At 73.3% G+C, this 19337-nt stretch carries 19 protein-coding genes; 8 read left to right on the top strand and 11 right to left on the bottom strand.

Annotation, left to right across the window (positions count from 1 at the left end; translation table 11 throughout):
* Positions 1-9 precede the first annotated feature (9 nt).
* From I3F58_RS15115 to I3F58_RS15105, 3 genes are all read right to left on the bottom strand, one after another.
* Positions 10-1371 (bottom strand): anaerobic sulfatase maturase, encoded by a 1362-nt coding sequence (locus I3F58_RS15115; protein WP_240109110.1) that lies wholly within the window; start codon positions 1369-1371, stop codon positions 10-12.
* Between the two features lie 77 nt (positions 1372-1448).
* Positions 1449-1901, bottom strand: coding sequence for a hypothetical protein (locus tag I3F58_RS15110; protein WP_240109109.1), 453 nt, complete (start codon positions 1899-1901; stop codon positions 1449-1451).
* Between the two features lie 37 nt (positions 1902-1938).
* Positions 1939-2352, bottom strand: coding sequence for a hypothetical protein (locus I3F58_RS15105; RefSeq protein ID WP_240109108.1), 414 nt, complete (start codon positions 2350-2352; stop codon positions 1939-1941).
* A 189-nt stretch (positions 2353-2541) separates the two neighbouring features.
* Between I3F58_RS15105 and I3F58_RS15100 the strand changes: the two genes are divergently transcribed.
* From I3F58_RS15100 to I3F58_RS15085, 4 genes are all read left to right on the top strand, one after another.
* Entirely contained in the window at positions 2542-3849 is a 1308-nt protein-coding gene (locus tag I3F58_RS15100; protein WP_240109107.1) for a cation:proton antiporter, read from the top strand.
* A 128-nt stretch (positions 3850-3977) separates the two neighbouring features.
* Positions 3978-6332 (top strand): arylsulfatase, encoded by a 2355-nt coding sequence (locus I3F58_RS15095; protein WP_240109106.1) that lies wholly within the window; start codon positions 3978-3980, stop codon positions 6330-6332.
* 45 nt (positions 6333-6377) lie between these two features.
* A complete protein-coding gene (locus tag I3F58_RS15090; protein WP_240109105.1) occupies positions 6378-6734 on the top strand; it encodes a carboxymuconolactone decarboxylase family protein in 357 nt (118 codons plus the stop codon).
* A gap of 1 nt (position 6735) precedes the next feature.
* Positions 6736-7143: an SHOCT domain-containing protein gene (locus tag I3F58_RS15085; RefSeq protein ID WP_240109104.1), complete on the top strand. Its 408-nt coding sequence runs from the start codon at positions 6736-6738 to the stop codon at positions 7141-7143.
* Positions 7144-7171: 28 nt separating this feature from the next.
* On the opposite strand, the gene I3F58_RS15080 is transcribed toward I3F58_RS15085, so the two are convergent.
* Both I3F58_RS15080 and I3F58_RS15075 read right to left on the bottom strand, forming a co-directional pair.
* Positions 7172-8590 carry a DUF2252 domain-containing protein gene (locus I3F58_RS15080; RefSeq protein WP_240109103.1) on the bottom strand — a complete coding sequence of 473 codons (1419 nt, stop codon included), beginning with the start codon at positions 8588-8590 and terminating at the stop codon, positions 7172-7174.
* Positions 8587-9927, bottom strand: a complete 1341-nt coding sequence (locus I3F58_RS15075; protein WP_240109102.1) for a hypothetical protein — start codon at positions 9925-9927, stop codon at positions 8587-8589. The genes I3F58_RS15080 and I3F58_RS15075 overlap by 4 nt, the downstream gene beginning before the upstream one ends.
* A gap of 147 nt (positions 9928-10074) precedes the next feature.
* Between I3F58_RS15075 and I3F58_RS15070 the strand changes: the two genes are divergently transcribed.
* Both I3F58_RS15070 and I3F58_RS15065 read left to right on the top strand, forming a co-directional pair.
* Entirely contained in the window at positions 10075-10533 is a 459-nt protein-coding gene (locus I3F58_RS15070; protein ID WP_240109101.1) for a DUF6325 family protein, read from the top strand.
* 51 nt (positions 10534-10584) lie between these two features.
* A complete protein-coding gene (locus tag I3F58_RS15065; protein WP_240109100.1) occupies positions 10585-10887 on the top strand; it encodes an SHOCT domain-containing protein in 303 nt (100 codons plus the stop codon).
* Between the two features lie 272 nt (positions 10888-11159).
* On the opposite strand, the gene I3F58_RS15060 is transcribed toward I3F58_RS15065, so the two are convergent.
* Complete coding sequence (locus I3F58_RS15060; RefSeq protein WP_240109166.1) at positions 11160-12236, bottom strand: hypothetical protein; 1077 nt, start codon at positions 12234-12236, stop codon at positions 11160-11162.
* Between the two features lie 185 nt (positions 12237-12421).
* On the opposite strand from I3F58_RS15060, the gene I3F58_RS15055 reads away from it, so the two are divergent.
* A complete protein-coding gene (locus I3F58_RS15055) occupies positions 12422-13750 on the top strand; it encodes an MFS transporter (RefSeq protein ID WP_240109099.1) in 1329 nt (442 codons plus the stop codon).
* Positions 13751-14190: 440 nt separating this feature from the next.
* The gene (locus I3F58_RS15050; RefSeq protein ID WP_240109098.1) at positions 14191-14478 is read left to right on the top strand and encodes an SHOCT domain-containing protein; all 288 of its coding nucleotides are present in this window, start codon (positions 14191-14193) and stop codon (positions 14476-14478) included.
* A gap of 354 nt (positions 14479-14832) precedes the next feature.
* On the opposite strand, the gene I3F58_RS15045 is transcribed toward I3F58_RS15050, so the two are convergent.
* From I3F58_RS15045 to I3F58_RS15025, 5 genes are all read right to left on the bottom strand, one after another.
* On the bottom strand, positions 14833-15192 hold the full coding sequence (locus I3F58_RS15045; RefSeq protein ID WP_240109097.1) for a luciferase family protein: 360 nt from the start codon (positions 15190-15192) through the stop codon (positions 14833-14835).
* A 119-nt stretch (positions 15193-15311) separates the two neighbouring features.
* Positions 15312-16508: an FAD-dependent monooxygenase gene (locus tag I3F58_RS15040; RefSeq protein ID WP_240109096.1), complete on the bottom strand. Its 1197-nt coding sequence runs from the start codon at positions 16506-16508 to the stop codon at positions 15312-15314.
* Positions 16505-17146 carry a TetR/AcrR family transcriptional regulator gene (locus tag I3F58_RS15035; protein WP_240109095.1) on the bottom strand — a complete coding sequence of 214 codons (642 nt, stop codon included), beginning with the start codon at positions 17144-17146 and terminating at the stop codon, positions 16505-16507. Before I3F58_RS15035 ends, I3F58_RS15040 begins: the two co-directional genes overlap by 4 nt.
* A 284-nt stretch (positions 17147-17430) precedes the next feature.
* A complete protein-coding gene (locus tag I3F58_RS15030; RefSeq protein WP_240109094.1) occupies positions 17431-18966 on the bottom strand; it encodes a tripartite tricarboxylate transporter permease in 1536 nt (511 codons plus the stop codon).
* Positions 18967-18988: 22 nt separating this feature from the next.
* Positions 18989-19337, bottom strand: a 349-nt coding sequence (locus tag I3F58_RS15025; protein ID WP_240109093.1) for a tripartite tricarboxylate transporter TctB family protein, incomplete at its 5' end; no start/stop codon positions are given.

Raw genomic sequence — 19337 nt, 5'->3', positions numbered from 1 at the left:
ACCGGAGCCCTACGCCCGGCTCGCCGAGACGGGCCGGCCGTGGCAGCGGGCCCAATTGCGCCCGCCCCCGCACGGGCAGGGCGCGTTGTGCGGCCGGTGCGCGTCGGCATCCGCGTACTCACGCATGACCGACGCGGGCGCCCGCCCCTGGCGCAGCAGCCCGGCCATCGTGCGCATCGGGCGGTCGATGTGGCGGAAGAACGCCTGGAAACCGGCGCACAGATGGTTCAGGCCCGGCTCGCCGTCCGGTGTGGTGTCGAAGCGGTCCTTGGGACAGCCACCGTGGCAGGCGAAGCGGACGTCGCAGTCACGGCAGTAGCGGGGCAGAGTGTCTTCCTTGTCCTGGCCGAACCTCCGCTGCCGCGGCGAGTCGACCAGTTCCAGCATGTGCCGGTCACCGATGTTGCCGAGCAGGTGCTCCGGCTCGACGAAGTGGTCGCAGGAGTACAGGTCCCCGTTGTGTTCCAGGGCGAGGGCGTTGCCGCAGGTCCTGGAGTGCACGCACAGGGAGGGCGGCTCGCCGTGCCAGTTGGCCAGGGCCACGTCGAACATCTGGACGTAGACCCGGCCGACGTCGTGGCGTACCCAGTCCTCGAAGACGTCGATGAGGAACCGGCCGTACCGCGGCCCGGTCACCGACCGTCCGGTGACACGGTCTCCCTGCTGCCGGTACAGGGGCCGGTCGTGGGCGCGGGCGCCCCAGCCCTCGTCGGCCAGGGGCAGGTCGCGCGCGGTGGCGCGTTCCACGATCGGGATGAACTGCACGTGCTCGGCGCCGCACTCGTCGCGCAGGAAGGCGTAGACCGCACGGCCGTGCGCGGCGTTGGCATCGTGCACGGTGGTCAGCGCGTTCCAGCGCACACCCTGATCGCGCAGGTGGCGCAGGCCCCGCATGACCCGGTCGAAGGTGGGCCTGCCGCCCTTGTCGAGGCGGTAGGCGTCGTGCAGTCGGCGGGGACCGTCCACGGAGAGCCCGACGAGGAAGTCGTTGTCCCGGAGGAAACGGGCCCATTCGGCGTCGATGAGCGTGCCGTTGGTCTGGAGGGTGTTGACGATCCGCTGGCCGGGGCGGGCGTACCGCCGCTCGTACTCCAGGGACCGGCGGAAGAAGTCGACGCCCATCAGCGTCGGCTCGCCCCCCTGCCAGGCCACGGTGACCTCGGGCGCCGGTCCGTGCGCCTCGATGAGCTGCCGGATGTACGCGTCCAGCCGCTCCTCCGCCATGCGGAACCTGCTGCCCTCGTACAGCAGTTCCTTGGACAGGAAGAAGCAGTACGTGCAGTCGAGGTTGCAGATCGCCCCGGTCGGCTTCGCCAGCAGGTGGAAGGGCCGGCGCCGGACGTCCGGCTCGGGGAGCGGTACGGTGCTCATCGCCTCAGCATGGAACGCCCGCGCCGCCGGGCGCGTCACCCCCCGGGGGTGACGCGGGGAGGTTCGCCCGTACGCCGTCAGAGGTGTCCGCGCGGCGAACGGGTCGTCCCGGTCGGATCCGCGGCGGGCAGCCGCTGGGCCAGCGCCTCGTCCCGATCCCGTACCGCGACCTCGAGCACCGCGCGCGGGGCGGTCAGTGTGACCGCCCCGGCCAGGCCGCGCGGACGGCGCACCTCCTTGGGCCCGAGGGGGCGGACGGCGCTCACGGCGTCCACCGGCACCAGCGTGGTCCGCAGCAGCAGCGGGGAGGAGGTCCAGATGAAGACGTCCTGCACCCAACGGCCGTAACCGGCCCGCCAGTGCCGGTGCAGCCCCGCAGGATGCCCGCCCTCGCCCTGCACGACCCGCGCCGCCGCGCGGAACGCGCCCGGCCGGCGGGCGATTCGGTGCCGCCGGCCGAGCACGGCCGCCAGGAGTCCCAGGACGAGGAGCAGGTTGACACCGAGCACGGCGAGCAGTGCGACGAGCATGTCTCTCCGTCCGGGTCGGTCCTCCAGGAGCGGTCCTTCAGGACCGGTCCGGCTCCTTCACCACGCACAGGGCCCAGATGACGAAGGCGTACAGCGCGATCAGGGTGAGCGACCACAGGGGGTAGTACGGGATCGACAGGAAGTTGGCGATGATCAGCAGCCCGGCGATGCCGACCCCGATGACCCGGGCCCACAGGGCACGCGAGAACAGACCGGCAGCCACGACCACGGCGATCACGCCGAGGATCAGCTGGATCCAGCCCCAGCTGGTCAGGTCGAACTTGAAGAGGTAGTTCGGGGTGGACACGTAGACGTCGTCGTTGGCGATCGCCATGATGCCCCGGAAGAAGTCCAGGATGCCGGCGATGAACAGCAGGACGCCGGCGAAGGTCACCAGCCCGCCCGCGGCCGCGAGAGCGGCCGGGGAGCGGTGGGGAGTGGTTGTGGCCATGTTCGCTTCCTCACTTCCTCACAGTCGTGAGCCGCAGTCCCGAGCCGCGGTCGAGAGCCGTGGCGTCCGGCTGCTTCTCCGAGCATGCCCAGCGGCCCGCCACGGGTGATCACCCGTGGCGGGTGAAGTCCGCGAGGCGGATCGCTGGTGCCCTGGGAGCGACGCACCGGCACGCGGACGGGAGGCCCGATGACCAGTGACGCCTGGACCGGTGTGGCCGTGGCGGGCGTCGTCGCCGCCTACGCCCTGAACTCGCGCCGACTGGCCTCGACGCGGGTGTCGTCGGCGATGGTGTTCGTCGGCTGCGGGGTGCTCCTGGGGCCCGCCGTGCTCGGCATCGTCGACCTGGCGGACGACACCGGGCCCATCCTCACTCTGCTGGAGGCCGCCCTGGCCCTGGTGCTGTTCACCGACGCCATGGCCGTACGCCGGCGCGACCTGCGCTCGGGCGGCTTCCTGCCGGGCAGGCTGCTGGCCGTCGGGCTGCCTCTGACCATCGGCGCGGGCTGGCTGCTGGCCTGGCCGCTGCTGCCCGGGCTGACCGTCTGGGAGCTCGCCCTGGTGGGCGCCGTCCTCGCCCCGACGGACGCCGCCCTCGGCAAGACGGCCATGTCCAGTCCGCGGGTCCCGGTACTCGTCCGGAAGGGCCTCAACGTGGAGAGCGGCCTGAACGACGGCCTGGTGCTGCCGTTCTTCGTGATCTTCCTGGCCGCCGTACCGGGCACGTCCGCAGCCGAGGAGGGCGTGGCGGGCGTCTTCTGGCGCGCACTCGTGCTGAGCACGGCGCTGGGCCTGCTGGTCGGCGCGGGCGGCGGGCGGCTGCTGCGGGCGGCGCAGGCACGGGGGCGGGTCGCGCCGGAGTGGACGCAGGTCTTCGTCCCGGCCGTGGCCATGGCCTCGTACGCGCTGGGCGTCGTGGTGGACGGCAGCGGCTTCATCGCCGCCTGGGTCGCGGGGTTCGCCTTCGGTCTCGCCCTGCGCCGTTTCCGGCCCCCGGAGGCTGCCGCCGGGCCGGAGGACGGCCCCGACCCCGCCGCCGACTTCGCCGAGCAGCTCGGCGGGCTCCTCGCCTCACTCAGCCTGCTGCTCTTCGGCGCGGTACTGCTGGGGCCCACGCTGGACGACCTGAGCTGGCGGGTCGTCGGCTACGCCGTGCTGAGCCTCACCGTCGTCCGGATGCTGCCGGTGGCCGTCGCGCTCGCCGGGAGCGGGCTGAGGCCGCCCACGGTGGCGTACATCGGCTGGTTCGGGCCGCGTGGTCTGGCGTCCGTGGTGCTGGGGCTGCTGGTCCTGGAGGAGCACGTCCGCGGTGGGGGGCTGCTGGGCCGGGTGGTCGCGGTCACCGTCGGGCTGAGCGTCCTGCTGCACGGCGTCTCGGCCGTCGCCCTCGCCGACCGGTACGGCCGCTGGCACCAGAAGGCCACGGCCACGGGCCGCACGCTGCGGGAGGGGACCTCGGTTCCCGAGGCCGCCCGGCGGCACACCGCCCCGCGATGACGCCGGTCCCATGCCCGGCGGTCGCCCGCCGGTGTGCGGTACCGGGATCCCTCACCCGCGGCGGGTGAGGCAGGAGGCGCCGTCCGTGGCCATGGTGGACGGGAGCCGTCAGGACGAGGAGAACCGTCATGGCCAAGCAGTTCCAAGGAAAGATCGCCCTCGACGTCCGCGACTCGCAGCCGGACTGGGCGCCGTTCCTCGCGCCGGAGGCGCCCGAGGACGCCCCGAACGTGCTCATGATCGTGTGGGACGACGTCGGCTACGGCACGATGGACTGCTTCGGCGGTCCGGTGCGGACCCCGACGATGTCGCGGATCGCCGACATGGGCGTGCGCTACGCCAACTTCCACACCACGGCGCTGTGCTCCCCGACCAGGGCCTCGCTGATGACCGGCAGGAACGCGACGTCGAACGGGATGGCGACCATCGGCGAGTTCAGCTCCGGTTTTCCCGGCATCTCCACCCGGATCCCCTTCGAGAACGCGTTCATCTCGGAGGTCCTGAACGAGCGCGGCTACAACACGTACTGCGTCGGCAAGTGGCATCTCACCCCCGGCGAGGAGATCAACATGGCCGCGTACAAGGCGCGTTGGCCCCTTGGGCGCGGCTTCGAGAGGTTCTACGGCTTCCTCGGCGGCGAGTCGAGCTGCTGGTACCCGGACCTGATCCACGACAACCACCCCGTCGACGCGCCGGCCACGCCCGAGGAGGGCTACCACATCGCCAAGGACCTCTCCGACAAGGCGATCGAGTTCATTCGCGACGCCAAGGTCGTCGACCCCGGAAAACCGTTCTTCATGTACCTCTCCCTCGACGCGGCCCATGCGCCGCACCACGTCTTCAAGGAGTGGGCCGACCGGTACAAGGGTGTCTTCGACCAGGGATACGAGGCGATCCGGCCGGAGATCCTGCGCCGCCAGAAGGAGATGGGCCTGCTGCCGGAGAACACCGGCCTGTCCTCGCTCAACCCGCACGGCGAGCCCGCGGCGAACGGCCCGGACGGGCAGCCGTGGCCGCTGCTCGACACCGTCCGGCCCTGGGCCGGGCTCAGTGCCGACGAACGACGGCTGTTCGTCCGGATGGCCGAGGTCTTCGCCGGTTACGTCGAGTACACCGACGCCCAGGTGGGCCGGGTGCTCGACTTCCTGGAGGCCTCCGGCGAACTCGACAACACGATCGTCGTGGCCGTTTCCGACAACGGGGCGAGCGGTGAGGGCGGACCGGACGGGACGTTCAACGAGTGGCGGTTCTTCAACGGTCTGCCCACGCCGGCCGGACTGTCCCTGGAACACATCGACGAGCTGGGCGGCCCGACGTCCTACAACCACTACAACACCGGCTGGGCCTGGGCCTTCGACACACCGTTCCCCTACTGGAAGCGCTGGGCCGGGTACGAGGGCGGCGTGGCCGACCTGTGCATGATCGCCTGGCCCGCCGGAATCCGGGCCCGGGGGGAGGTGCGGCAGCAGTACGTCCACGCGGTGGACGTCGTGCCCACGCTGTACGAACTCCTCGGCGTCGAACCGCCCGAGACGGTCAGGGGTTACCCGCAGAACCCGATCGAGGGCGAGAGCTTCCGGGCCTCCCTGGCCGATCCCGGGGCGCCGGAACGCCGGACGCAGTTCTACACCATGCTGGGGCAGCGGTCCATCTACCACGAAGGCTGGCTGGCCTGCACGGTCCACCCGCCACTGAGCGGCTGGGGCGGTTACGCGCACGACGTGTGGGAGCTGTACGACCTCACCACCGACCGCGCCCAGTCGACGGACCTGGCCGCACGCGAACCCGCCCGGCTGGAGACCCTCAAGAGCCTCTGGTACTACTACGCGGGCATCTACAACGGGCTCCCGCTGGACGACCGTACCGCCCTGGAGCAGATCCTGGCCGATCGCCCGCACGGCAGTCCCGAGCGCGACCGCTACGTGTACTACCCGGACTGCGCGTCGGTGCCCGAGCAGTCCGGCGTCGTGACCAGCGGCAGGTCGTACACCATCGCCGCGGGCGTCGACATCGACTCTCCCGATGCCGAGGGCGTGGTGTACGCCCACGGCGGTGTGGCGGGCGGCCACAGCCTCTACGTCAAGGACCACCGCCTGCACTACGCGTACAACTGGGTCGGCACTCACCTGCAGGTCGTCGACGCCGACCGGGAGATCCCGCCCGGACGGCACGTGCTCACGGCCGAGTTCGCGGCGGACGGCCGCGACACCGACCCCGCGATGCCCGGAGCCGCCGGGACCCTCACCCTCTACGTGGACGACGAGGAGGTGGGCCACGACGAGATCGTCACCCAGCCCGGCTCCTTCTGCATCGTCGGGGACGGGATCTGCGTGGGCCGCGACGACGCCTCGCCGGTGACCCCCGACTACCGGGCGCCGTTCCCGTTCACCGGAGGTTCCGTCGACAAGGTCGTCGTCGACGTCTCCGGCGAACGCTACGTCGACCACGAGGCGCAGGTGCGCGGCTGGTTCATGACCGACTGAACGGCGGACGCCGACCGGCGGCGGACCGTGCGAAGGGAGCCGGAGATGACCGGGACGACTACGGGGGCGCGGGGCGACGGCGCCCCCGACGGGACGGACACGCCCGTGTTCGACACCCTGGTCCAGATGACGCTCGACGCGTTCGAACGATCCGGCCTGGACCAGGACACGTACCTGCTCACCCGTATCGCGGCGCTGGTGGCCCTGGGTGCCTCCCCCGCCTCGTACCTGATCAACGTCGGCGCGGCAGCCGAGATCGGCGTGCCCCTGGAGAAGATCCGGGGCACCCTCGTGGCCGTCGCCCCCGTCGTCGGCAGCGCCCGCGTGGTGACCGCCGCCCGCGGCATCGAGGAGGCGTTCGGGCTGGCCCTGCTGCCCGGCGGCGAGGAAGAAGGAGCGTGACATGAATCTGGCCTACGACTACCCGGTCCTCGGAGCGTTCTGGACCGCGATGTGGATCTTCCTGTGGGTTCTGTGGATCGTCCTGCTCTTCCGGATCATCGGGGACATCTTCCGGGACGACACACTGGGCGGGGGCGCCAAGACGGCATGGCTCATCTTCGTGGTCCTGCTGCCCTTCCTGGGCGTGTTCGTCTACGTCCTGGCCCGCGGCAGGGGCATGGGCAGACGCGAGACCCAGCACATGGCGGCCCGCCAGCAGGCGTTCGACGACTACATCCGCGAGACCGCGGGCACGGAGACGGGCTCCCCGAGTGAGGCGGAACAGCTCGCCAAGCTCTCCGAGATCCGCGCCAGGGGCGACATCACCGACGACGAGTTCCAGCGCGCCAAGGAGAGGATCCTGCACTGAACCGGCACCGCCGCGGGCCGAGGAGGTTTCAGCCCGCCTCGGCCCGCAGCCTCCCGGCGGCGACGGCGCCGACGAGCGCCCGGTGGTCCCGCTCGTTCTGGTCGGCGTAGCGCTCCGCGAACGTCACCAGCGCCCGGTCGAAGGAGTCGCCGCCGCCCAGGTAGGCGGCGATGGCGATACGGTCACCCGACCTGGCGTGGGCACGCGCCAGGGTCACCCCGCACAGGGACCCGAAGGTCCTCATCCCCCGCGGCACCATGTCCTCGGCGACGGCGACCCCCTTCCAGTCCCGCAGCTGCCGTACGTAGAAGTCCCGCCGCCGGCCGTCGAGTCCCTCGACGCGCTCCCAGCCCAGCAGGATGTCGCTGGTGGCCTGCATCAGCCGCTGCCCCGCGACGACCCGTTCCCCCTGCGTCGGGTACAGGGTGCCCCCGACGTAGGGCGCCAGCACCGACTCGTCGGCCTCCTTGGCCTGCAAGAACAGCGGGTCCTCGTCGTCCCGCCCCAGCAGCAGCACGATCCAGCAGCGGGTGCCCACGCTGCCGACCCCGACGACCTTGCGGGCCATGTCGGCCACCCGGTACTGCTCCAGCAGGAACCGCCGGTCCGACGGCAGGGTCCTGCCGTAGCGTTCGATCAGCCGCCTGATCTGCTGCTCCAGCCGGCCGCGGCCGTCGTCCGGCAGCAGGTCCTCCAGCGGGGTGACGAGCGGCGGATCGGGGGTGATCCGACGCCTGCCGTCGACCACCCGGGTGAGCTTGGCGAACGCCTGGAGAGTGTCGTGCGAACGTGCCTTGGCCACGGCCCGCGTCCAGCGCTTACGGCCCCGCGCGGACAGGTCCGCCCCGAACCGGCCGCGTACCCATTCCTCGTCGAACTGGGCATACCAGACGTCCAGGTTGCCGATCCCCGCGAAGGCACGCATGCCCTCGCGGTAGGACCGCACGGTGGCCCGGACGATCGCGGCCCGCTGCTTGGTGCTGAAGCCGTTCGCGCGGCCGGCGATGACGAGACTGGCGGCCAGGCGCTTGACGTCCCACTCCCACGGGCCCGGCAGCGTCTCGTCGAAGTCGTTGATGTCGAACATGAGGCGGCGCTCGGGCGAGGCCAGCAGCCGGAAGTTCAGCATGTGGGCGTCCCCGCACAGCTGGGCCCGGAGGCCCGTGCTCGGCGTGCCCGCGAGGTCCGAGGCCATGACGGCGGCGGCGCCCCGGTAGAACCGGAACGGCGACTCGGACATGCGTCCGTAGCGCAGGGGCACCAGCTCGGGCAGCCGCGCCGCCGACTGGCGCTCGATGATCTGCAGCGGATCCGGCCGTTCCGGGCCCGGCGTGAACTCCGCGTGGGCGGAGCGGGGTACGGCGGCGCGCGCCGCCCTGCCGAGCGCGGCCCGCTCCCGGGGGGTGCGGTGCCGCGCCCCGTGTCCGTCCAGGTGGCTGTCGGTCATGTCAGCGGCTCCAGGGACTCCGGGGGTTTCAGGGACGGTGCCGAGTCGTCGTAGTCCAGGAACTCGCGGATCGCGAAGCCCGCCAGCGTGATCACCGCGGTCCACACCACGACCGCCGTGGTCGGATAGGACCAGGTGAACAGGACGATCGCCGCGACCACCAGCATGGCCACCCCGATCCAGTACTTGAAACGGTGGACGAACCGCCCGACCGCGCCGAGGCGCAGGCCCGCCGAGGTCGCCACGTCACGCAGGGCGTCGATGCTCCTGCGGCAGCCGGTCCGTGTGAACACGGCGATCCGGGACGGCCCGGCCAGGAAGGCGGCCACGGCGGTGAAGAGGGCGACCGCACCGAGCGCCCGGACACCGGACCGCAGGAATCTGACCAGCGCGTCGTACACGGCGCCCGCGGCGGCCGGGGACACCCCGGACGGCAGGTAGTTCAGATAGACGTCACGCGCCACGGTGAGGCCGATGCCGAGCACCAGCATGGCGACGAACACGGCCACGGCGGCCCCGATCAGCGCGTGCCGGCGGTTGAACGCCACGAACACCCCGGCGGCGGCGACCAGCAACGCGATGACGGGCAGCCAGCCGCCGAGGAGTTCCAGCACTCGCACATAGGTCCTGACCTTGCCGATGTCGTCCGACGCGAACACCACGAAGTCCGTCCGGACGTCGGGGATGTTCGCGGCGACCGAGAGGCCCGCGTCGACCAGACGTTCCCTGACGTCGGCGACGATCGGCCCCAGGTCGATGACGACCTGGTCGTCCTCCAGCTGGACCACTCCGTCTGAGCTGCCCGTCAGGGCCTGGTCCAGCACCGCGTGTGCCCGGCGGTTGGCTTCCACCCAGACGGTCTCGAAGGCGCTGCTGGTGACCACCTGGTTCACGGTGCTCGCGACGAGCTGCCTGAGCCCGTTCTCGATCGGGCCGTCCAGATCGCCCAGCAGTTCGGCCAGCCGCGGCGGGACACCCTGTTGCGCGGCCGCGTCCGTCAGTTGCTTGACCAGCGCTCCGACGTCGATCTGCTCCAGTACGACATCGGTGACCCGGTTGGTGACCGCCTGCTGCACATCGGGATCGCTCGCCAGCGGCCCGACCGTGGCGACGTAGCGGTCCGTGTCCTGCACGATGCTGTTCGCCCACACCGCGACGACGGACAGCAGGGCCAGCAGGGCCGCCACGAGGATCAGCAGAGCTGAGCCGAGCGAGCGGAACGGGTGGTGCCGCGGGGCCCCCGGCCGGGCGGCCTCCAGGACGCCCACCCGGCGCCGCAGCTCTTCCAGCTCGCCGCGTTCTCCAGCCGAGAGCCGGTTCTCACCGCTGTCGCTCATGGACACCAGCAGATCCGTCCCGCGCGGCCCGCGCGAGCCGGGCGAACCAGGCGGGTGAAGTCCCACCGAGGTGCGGGGCCCGCGGGGCGGTGCTGCAATGGGGCGAGGTCCGGGGGGACACACCCGCGAGCCGCAGAAGGTGATGCCATGACCGACGCATTCGAAGAGGCGGGCCTGGAGGAAGTGGGCCCGATCGACTACCTGGTCGTCGAGTTCCCCGGCAACCGCATGACCGGCGAGGGCTTCCCCCTCCTCGTCGACCTCGTGGACCGCGGACTCATCCGGATCCTGGACCTGACGTTCGTCAGGAAGGACGAGGACGGGTCCGTGACCGGTCTGGAGATCGCGGACCTCACCGGCGACGGCGAACTGGACCTGGCCGTCTTCGAGGGCGCGTCGTCAGGGCTTCTGGGACGGGACGACGTCGAGGAGGCGGCCGCCGTGCTGGAGCCCGGCAGTTCCGCCGGCATCCTGGTCTACGAGAACGTGTGGGCCGCGCCGTTCGCCGCCGCCCTGCGCCGCGGCGGCGCCAGGATGGTCGCCTCCGGCCGCATCCCGGTGCAGGCCCTCGTCGCCGCCCTCGACGCGACCGAGTCCGCGGGCTGAACAGCGGCCGCCGGCGCCGGTCGTGGAGCCGGCGCCAGAAGGGAGACAGTCATGCCAGGTCTCATCCGCGGGGTCGCCCGCACCGCCGTCGTCGCCGGAACGGCGACCGCCGTGTCCAACCGTGTGACGCAGCGGCAGCAGGGCCGCTGGGCGGCGCAGCAGGGCTACCAGGGTGACGCGCCGCCCCCCGGCCGGCCGTCGCCCCAGGCCCGTGCCGAACCGCCCCCGGCTCCGTCGGCCCCCGACATGTCCGGCAAGTTCGAGCAGCTGAAGCAGCTCGGTGACCTCAAGGCCCAGGGTGTGCTCACGGAGGCCGAGTTCGAGGAGCAGAAGCGCAGACTCCTGGAGATGTGACCGGGGCCCGCATCCGTGCGGGCCCGCGACCGGCCCGTCCTGGGATGCCCGCGCGACCGGCGGCCCGCATGTCGCGGGACCGCCGGTCCTCCTCACCGCCCGCCGCGTGACCTCGCGGAACGCCGACCGGATCAGGCCGCCGACGGCCCTGGCGACCGTCGCCGCGCGCATGTCCCGGCCGCCGACCGGACATCGCGGCCCGCACCGGACCCCGCTCACCGGCAGCGGGGACGCACCCGGCCCGGAGCCCGGCCCGGTCCACTGCACACCCGCTAGTCGCCACCGCCACCCCCGTCGCCGCCACCGCCGCCGTCGCCGCCACCGCCACCCCCGCCGTCGCCGCCGTCGCCGCCGTCCGAGCCCCAGCCGTCACCGGCGCCGGACTCGTTGTCGTCGGACGTCGTGCCGAGGTTGCTGAACCAGGGACGGTCCCATTGGACGTCGGTGACGGCCAGTTCGCCGCTCTCCCCGATGGGCCGGCCCTCCTCGCGGAACCTCGCCGTGCCCGTCGCGTCCCCGAGGCCGAAGGCCACGGCGCAGAACTGCGCCAGGACCGCGTCCAGCGGGTCGGGGCTCTCGTACCGGACGTCCGCCAGCGGCAGCAGGACCGTGTCCGGTGCGGGACGCGGGCGGCGCGGGGGGCGGGTCAGCAGGGCGACCGGGCGACCGTCGCGCAGCAGCCGGGAGGCCGTCGCGTTCTCGCGCCGCAGCACCCAGTGCCCCTGCGGCAGCCGCACCTCGACCGCGCTTCTGGACTTGCGCAGCCTGCGGCGGAGGGTCAGCTCCGCCGTGGCCTCTCCGACGGTCAGCCGCAGGCCCCCGGCGGTGTACGGGCCGTCGCCGCGGTAGCCGCCGTGCGGTGCCCGGAGCCGTACGGCGGGGGCATGCGGCCCCCAGACGTCCACCCGCACCAGGCGCCGCTCCACGGCGACCGCGATCGGCCCCGCGGGACCCTGCGCGAACCGCCGCGCGATCCACAGCGGCACGCCCTCGGCCCGGGCCCGGGCGGCCAGCGAGGCGACCTGCTCGGGCCCGCCGCACTTCCGTACCGCCAGCTCTCCCAGCGACCGCGCCAGTTCGGCGGCGCGCCGGGCCTTCACCGGCCTGCCGGTCCCGGTGATCCGGGTCACCGGCACGATCCCGGGCCCGTCCGCCAGCCGCTCCAGGGGGCGTTCGGCCCCGCCGCCGCCGAGCCAGCGCCCGCGCGTGTACGCCTCCGCCATGGCGGCGAGGTTCAGTTCGGCCAGCGGCATGCTCCTGCCGCCCACCCGCAGCCCGTCCTCGGCCAGCTCCACCGTCCGCGCCAGCGGGTTCCACGAACTCTCGCTGTACAGCACCACCCGACTCATCGCCGTCACTCTTCCCCCTTGTCCGGCCGACCGCCGTCCCTCCAGATTCACATACACGGGGGCGGGGGCCGGCCCCCGCCCCCGTGAGCGGGATCGGCCCGCGGAGCCGGAGGCGGGATTGGCCCGCGGAGCCGGGGCCGAAATGGCCCAGGGCGGCGGGTGATCACACCTCTAGCGTCGTGCGCATGTCCACACCCCCTCCGCGTCCCGCGCCGGGCGGCGGCGCGCCCCGGCTGCTCGCCGTCGCGCAGTTCGGCAACTCCGTCGGCGACGGCGCCTTCTACACCTGTTCGGCGCTGTACTTCTCGCAGGTCGTCGGGCTGTCGGCCGAGCAGATCGGGCTGGGGCTGACCGTGGCCTGGGGCGTGGGATCGCTCGCGGGCGTACCGCTCGGGCAGCTCGCCGACCGCCGGGGGCCGCGCGGCACCGCCGTACCGCTGGCGCTGGCGACCGCCGCCACGGTCGCGGCCTTCCTCTTCATCCGCGCGTTCGTGCCGTTCCTGGTCGCCGCCTGCCTGTACGCCACCGCCCAGTGCGGGCTGGCCGCCGCGCGGCAGGCGCTGCTCGCCGGGCTGGTCGAACCGTCGGCCCGCACGGGCGTCCTGGCCCGGCTCCAGGCCACCCTCAACGCGGGACTCGCCGTCGGCGCCGGACTCGGCGGGCTCGCCCTGCACGCCGGCACGCGGGAGGCGTACCTCGCCGTCTTCGCCCTGGACGCGCTGTGCTTCGTGTCCTGCGCCCTGGTCCTGCGACGGCTGCCTCGCGTGGCGGGGACCGGGAGGGCTGTACGAGGGGAGCCGCGGCTCGCGGTGCTGCGCGACCGGCCGTACGCGCTGGTCACGCTGCTGAACGCGGTCCTGCTGCTGCGGATGCCGCTGCTGAGCCTGGCACTGCCGCTGTGGATCGCCCAGCGGACGGCGGCGCCGGACTGGACGGTGTCGGCGCTGTTCGTGCTGAACACCCTGACGGTGACGCTCTTTCAGGTGCGGGTGGCCAGGGCCGTGACCGGCATCGGGACCGCGGCCCGTGCCGTGCGCCGGTCGGGTGCCGTGATGCTCGCGTCCTGCGCGGTCTTCGCCACCACGGCGGCGGGCGGCCTTCCCGGGTGGGCGGCGCTCGCCGTGCTGCTGCTCGGGGCGGCGCTCCAGGTCGTCGCGGAGATGCAGCACTCGGCCGGGGCGTGGCAGATCGGTTTCTCGCTCGCCCCGCCTGACCGGATCGGCCAGTACCAGGGCTTCTTCGGCTCCGGGGTCCCGGTGGCCCGCACCCTGGGCCCGGTGGTGGCGACGACCCTGCTGATCACCTGGGGACCGGTCGGCTGGCTGCTGCTGGGCGCGCTCCTGCTGGGCGCGTCGGCGGCCATGGGCCCCGCGGCCCGGCACGCGGACCGGGTCAGCCGGACGGGGCGTCGTACCGCAGCGCCGCGGAGGGACTCGTGGCGCCCTGGCGGCCCCGCGTCGTGTACGCGAGGTTCAGCACCGCACGACGCACACCCGGGCGGGTCAGCGGGGTGACGCGGTGGGCGGCGCGACGCCCTGGCCTCCAGCGTCCTGGGCGGCAGCCTCGCGGTCGGGCCGGGCCTGCCCTGCGCGTCGACCGTCGTGCGGAGGGAGACGCCCGACGCCCTGCCGGGGCGGGGCGCGGCCACCGCGCACACCCGCCTGTACGCGCCCGCCGGGATCGGCACGGCCGTGGTCGCCGTGCCGGACCACCGGGTGCAGCTCGTCACCGCGGGGGTGGTCGGGCCGGGAGCGGCGGGCCCGCTCGCCCTCGCGGGGCGGCGGTCGGGTCGAGGAGACGGGGCGGGGAGGCCGGCCGGGGACGTCGGGGGCGTTGTCCGGGCCGTACGTCCCTCGCCTCGGGGTACGCCGCGGAGGGACACTGAGCGTGATGTCTCGCTCGACCACGCGTCGGAGGGATCGGAGGCCACACGATGTATGTGCACGATCACGGCATGACCGGCTGGGGCTGGACGCTCATGGGGACCGGGATGGTGCTGTTCTGGGTGCTGGTGATCGCCGTCGCCGTCCTGCTGTTCCGCAGCCTGAACCGGACTCCGCGCGAGCAGCCCGCACCGCCGCCGCCCGCCGTGGGCAGCCCCTCGCCGGAGCAGGTGCTGGCGGAACGGTTCGCCCGGGGAGAGATCGACGAGGAGGAGTACCGTCGGCGTCTCTCCGTGCTGCGGTCGCCGCCGCCGCCCTCTTCGCCCCCGTCGGAGCCGCCTCCCGGCGGCGGCTCGTAACCGGGGAGCCGGTCAGCCCTGGACCGGCAGGTCAGGGCGGCCGAGGACGCGGACCACGCGGGCGGGCGCCGCCGAGGTGCCGACCGTCGCGAGGGGCAGCGCGGTCACCGGGCGTGCACGGCCGGGGCCTGGCCGGCGAGCGCCCCGGTCAACGCGGACGGGTGAGCGGGGCGCCCCTGCGGTCCCGCTCGACGGACTCGGCGAGTCCGCGGAGCGGGAGGTTCGGGGGCGGTGTCCCCGCCGAGCGGCGGGGACGCCCATCGATAGATCGATGGAGTGGGAGGGAAGGGGCGAGGAGGGGGGAGGGGTCCGCCGGGCGTGGCCCGCCGCGGCGCGTCCCGAGCCCCCCGGGGGTCACTCCCTCCGGTGGCGGGAGCAGGGCAGGGCCGGTTCGCCGGGGCGGGCGGTTCCGGAGGCCATCAGGGCCGCGCTCACGAGTGTGGCCAGGATGTCGATGTCGGAGCCGGTCTCCAGCCGGACCGTGACCCAGCCGGACGCCGGGGACAGCCGCAGGGCCGTACAGCGGCGGAGGGCGGGCCCGAGGCGGGCGACCAGGGGGCGGGTCAGGTGGACGTCGGCTTCGTTGTCGCCGTGGAAGTGGACTATCTCCGCGCCGCCGGAGCACAGGCAGTCCGGTGTTCCGCAGCGGGCGCGTCCGCGGGACAGTGCCGGCCAGCAGGCCAGGCGGTCCTTCGCGTCCATGGCCAGGTTCATGGGCACAGCCTGCCCCATGCCAGGTCGTCCGCCCAGAGGGTGAGCAGAAGGATCTCCGGCGAACCGGCGCACGGGGGTTTCCCCGCGCGCCCACCCGGCGTTCCCTCCCGTTCCCCGGCCTACCCGCGCAGCAGCTCCCGCGCCGGGTCCACCAGCGCCGCGAACTGGCGCTCCGTCAACTCGTCGGGCAGCGCCCGCAGTCCCGTCTCCCGCAGCAGCCGTCCGACCGGCCCGCGCCAGTGCGCCACCCGCCCCAGGCGCCGGGACGTCAGCTGCACCGCACGTACCCGCCGGTGCCGCAGCGCCGCATACCGCGCCAGGGCGCCTTCCGCGCCCGGTGCCAGCGCCCGGGCCAGCGCGTACGCGTCCTCGATGGCCATCGCGGCGCCCTGCCCGAGGTTCGGCGTCATGGCGTGGGCCGCGTCCCCGAGCAGCAGGACGCGGCCCCGTCCCCACACCGGCCGGTCCAGCTCCTCCAGGTCGTGGTGCAGCGGCGGCGCCTCCGTCAACGCGTCCAGCAACCGGCCCGGTTCGCCTCCGTGTCCGGCGAAGGCACGCCGGAAACCGCCGGGCCAGGTGAGGTCCGGGGCACGCCGTGGCGCCTTACGCACCAGGAAGTAGTACAGCCGGTCGTCCCGCAGCGGCACCGCGCCGATCCTGGTGCCGGGTCCCCAGGACTCGAAGGCCCTCCCGAGCCCGGCGCGATTGCCGGTGAGCCCCCGCCAGCACGTCACCCCGCTGTAGCGGAGCCGCTGTTGCCCCACACACGCCGCCCGTACGGCGGAGCGGACCCCGTCCGCCCCCACGACGACGTCATACGCGTCGGGGCCGAGTCCCGCCACGGCGGGCGACCCTGCGGCCGGGGCGGCCGGGGCCGCATCCGCACCGGGCGCCCCGGCATCCGCGATCCTCACCGCCACCGTCCCGCGCTCGCCCTCCCGCACCGAGTCGACCGTCACACCGTGCACCACGCGCACCCCCTCCGGCAGCGCCTCCCGCAGCGCCGCATGCAGCTCCGTACGGGTCAGCGCCAGGCTCGGGCCCAGGTCGGACGGCGTTTCGCGCGGGTTCGTGTGGCGCAGCAGGCGGCCGTCGGCGGACAGCAGGTCCAGCGCGGGCAGGGGCAGCCCGCGCTCTGTCAGGTCCACCCCGAGCGCGGCCAGGACGGCCGTGGCGTTCGGGGCCAGGATGATCCCCGCCCCGGCCGGGGCGAACGCCGGGCTCCGCTCGGCCACCGTCACGTCATGACCCGCACGCCGCAGCGCGATCGCCGCGGTCAGTCCGCCGATCCCGCCTCCGACGACCAGAGCCTTCACGACCTGCCTCCCGCCCCGAGGATCCGCCGCAGCGTCTCGTCCAGCATCCGCACCTGACCGTCCCGGCCGATCTCCCCCCGCAACCCCCGGACCAGCAGCGCGAAGTAGAGCGAGAAGTACGCTGTGAACGCCAGCTCCACATCCACCGGCGGGATCTCGCCCGCCTTCTCCGCCCGCGCAAGCTCCGCGGCCACCCACTCCCGGAACTCCGCGACCCGCTGCGCGCTCACCCCGCCCGGCCCGGCGGGGAACAGCGAGGCCGCCAGGTACTGCCGGGACAGCTCAGGCTCCCGGTCGTAGCTGTCGTACATCCGCCCCGCCACATGCACCAGCCGCCCGACCACGTCCGCCGACGGCGGCAGCGTGCCGCACGCGTCGGCCATCGCGTGTTCGATGTGCTCGTCGAGCAAGGTCTCGACGAGGCTGTTGACGTCCGGGAAGTGCACGAAGAACGTCCCCGCGGCCACCCCCGCCTCGGCCGCCACCTCCCGGGTGGTCAGCCCGCTCAGGCCCCTGCGTCCCAGCACCTCCCGCGCCGCCGCGAGCAGCGCCCGCCGGGTCTGCCGTTTGCGCTCCTGCCGTACCCCGCCGGGGGGAGATACGGAGGTCCGGTCGTCTGTGTCGGCTTCCTCCCACATGCTGGATGAGCATAGTCAGTGAGCGTGCTCAGCGAAACCCCTGGGGGGAGGGGCGGGGCGACACCCTCACCGACGGGCAGATTTCACCCCGCGCGCAACGCGGGCGCTGCGCGACCAAGGCGCAACGCTGGCGTATGTCTTGACCCTTCGGACTTGCCGACCCACTCTGCCCCGGCGTTAGAGTGGTGGCTGCTCGCCGACGTCGGTCGGCCTGCTTCCACATGTCGTTCCCGAGTCGGGGAGACCGTAGCCCTCCCAGGGCTCGGGAGCGGCGAGGCAAGGCCTCACGCACTCACCCGCTCCCGCGCCGCTCCCTCCCCCTCGCCCGGCCCCGCAGCCGTACGGCGCCGCCGCCACGCCCCGTACAGCGGGGCCAGCACCGACACCGCCGCCAGCGCCAGCAGGACCGCGGAGATCGGCTTCGTGACGAAGACCGAGAAGTCACCGGAAGAGATCAGCAGCGCCTGCCGCATGGACTTCTCCATCAGCCCGCCCAGGATCAGCCCCAGGATCAGCGGAGCCGCCGGGAAGTCGTTGGCCCGCATCAGGAAGCCCAGCACGCCGAACCCGACGAGCAGCCACAGGTCGAAGACGCTGAAGGACTGCCCGTACACCCCCACCACGCAGAACACCACGACCAGCGGCAGCAGCAGTTTCCGAGGGGTCTTCAGGACCTTCGCGAACAGCGGGATCAGCGGCAGGTTGAGGATCAGCAGCACGATGTTGCCGATGTACATGCTGGCGATCACCCCCCAGAACATGTCCGGGTTGTCGTTCATCAGCAGCGGCCCCGGCTGCACGCCGAGCACCAGCAGCGCGCCCAGCAGCACCGCCGTCGTGCCGGATCCGGGCACGCCCAGCGTCATCAGCGGCACGAACGATCCCACCGCGGCGGCGTTGTTCGCCGACTCGGGCGCGGCGACGCCCTTGATGTTGCCCTTGCCGAAGGTCGCCCCGTCCTTCGCGAGCCGCTTCTCGAAGGAGTACGAGAGGAAGCTCGCGACCGTCGCGCCCGCGCCCGGCAGGACGCCGGTGAAGAAGCCGAGCAGGGAACCGCGCGCGGTCGGGCCGCTCATGTCCTTCAGTTCCCGCCGGTTCAGCCGGAGCGTGGTGATCGTGCCCTCCCGGCCGGTGCCCCTGCCGCCGTTCACCAGCATCACGAACACCTCGGCCAGCGCGAACACGCCCAGCGCGACGATCAGGAACTGCACGCCCTCGAACAGCTCGATCCGCCCGAAGGTGAAACGCTGTGTGGAGGTCTGGGAGTCGATGCCGACGAGCGCGATCATCACGCCGACGGTGCCGGAGACCAGGCCCTTGGTGAGGTTGCCCCCGGCGAGGGAGACCACGGCGGTCAGGCCGAGGACCATGAGGGAGAAGTATTCCGCGGGCCCGAAGCTCACAGCCACGGCCGACAGCGAGGGCGCCACGAGCATCAGGCCGACGACGCCGACCGTGCCGCCGGCGAAGGAGGCCACCGCGGCGACCGCGAGGGCCTTGCCCGCCCTGCCCTGGCGGGCCATCGGATAGCCGTCGAAGGAGGTGGCGACCGTACCGGCGACGCCGGGCGCGTTGAGCAGGATCGAGGAGGTCGAGCCGCCGAAGATGGCGCCGTAGTAGACCCCCGCGAGCATGATGATCGCGGAGACCGGGTCCATCGTGAAGGCGATCGGGATCATCAGCGAGATCGCGCTGATCGGGCCGAGGCCCGGCAGCATGCCGATGACCGTGCCCATGAGCACGCCGAGGAAGACGTACAGGAGGTTCGCCGGGGTGAGGGCCACCCCGAAGCCGTCGACGAGTCCGTTGAGAGCATCCATGACTGGTCCGTCCGTCTCCGGTTCAGAAGGGCAGCGGCCCGGTCGGCAGGGCCACGTCGAGCCCCTCGGACATCGCGAGGTACAGCACCAGCGCCACGCCCGCGCCGGTCAGCAGGCTCACCCGGTGGTTCGCGAACCCCAGGTACCAGGCGGTCCCGAAGACGAAGAGCGTCGTCGAGAGCACGAACCCGAGGGGTACGAAGAGCGCGACGTACGCGCAGATGGCGAGCAGCAGGCCGGCGGGCCGGACCCACGGGCGCCCCGCCGGGCCGGAGGCCGCCCCGGACCCGGGGAGCGCACCGGGGCCGTGGCCCCGCGGGTCCGTCGCGCGGCCCCCGCCCGAGCCCTCCGCCCCGGCCGCGGGTCCCGCC

The sequence above is a fragment of the Streptomyces sp. MUM 203J genome, from assembly GCF_022414595.1.
Lineage (GTDB): Bacteria > Actinomycetota > Actinomycetes > Streptomycetales > Streptomycetaceae > Streptomyces.
Note: the sequence above shows the minus strand (reverse complement) of the source record. Positions and strands in the feature narration are given on the sequence as shown.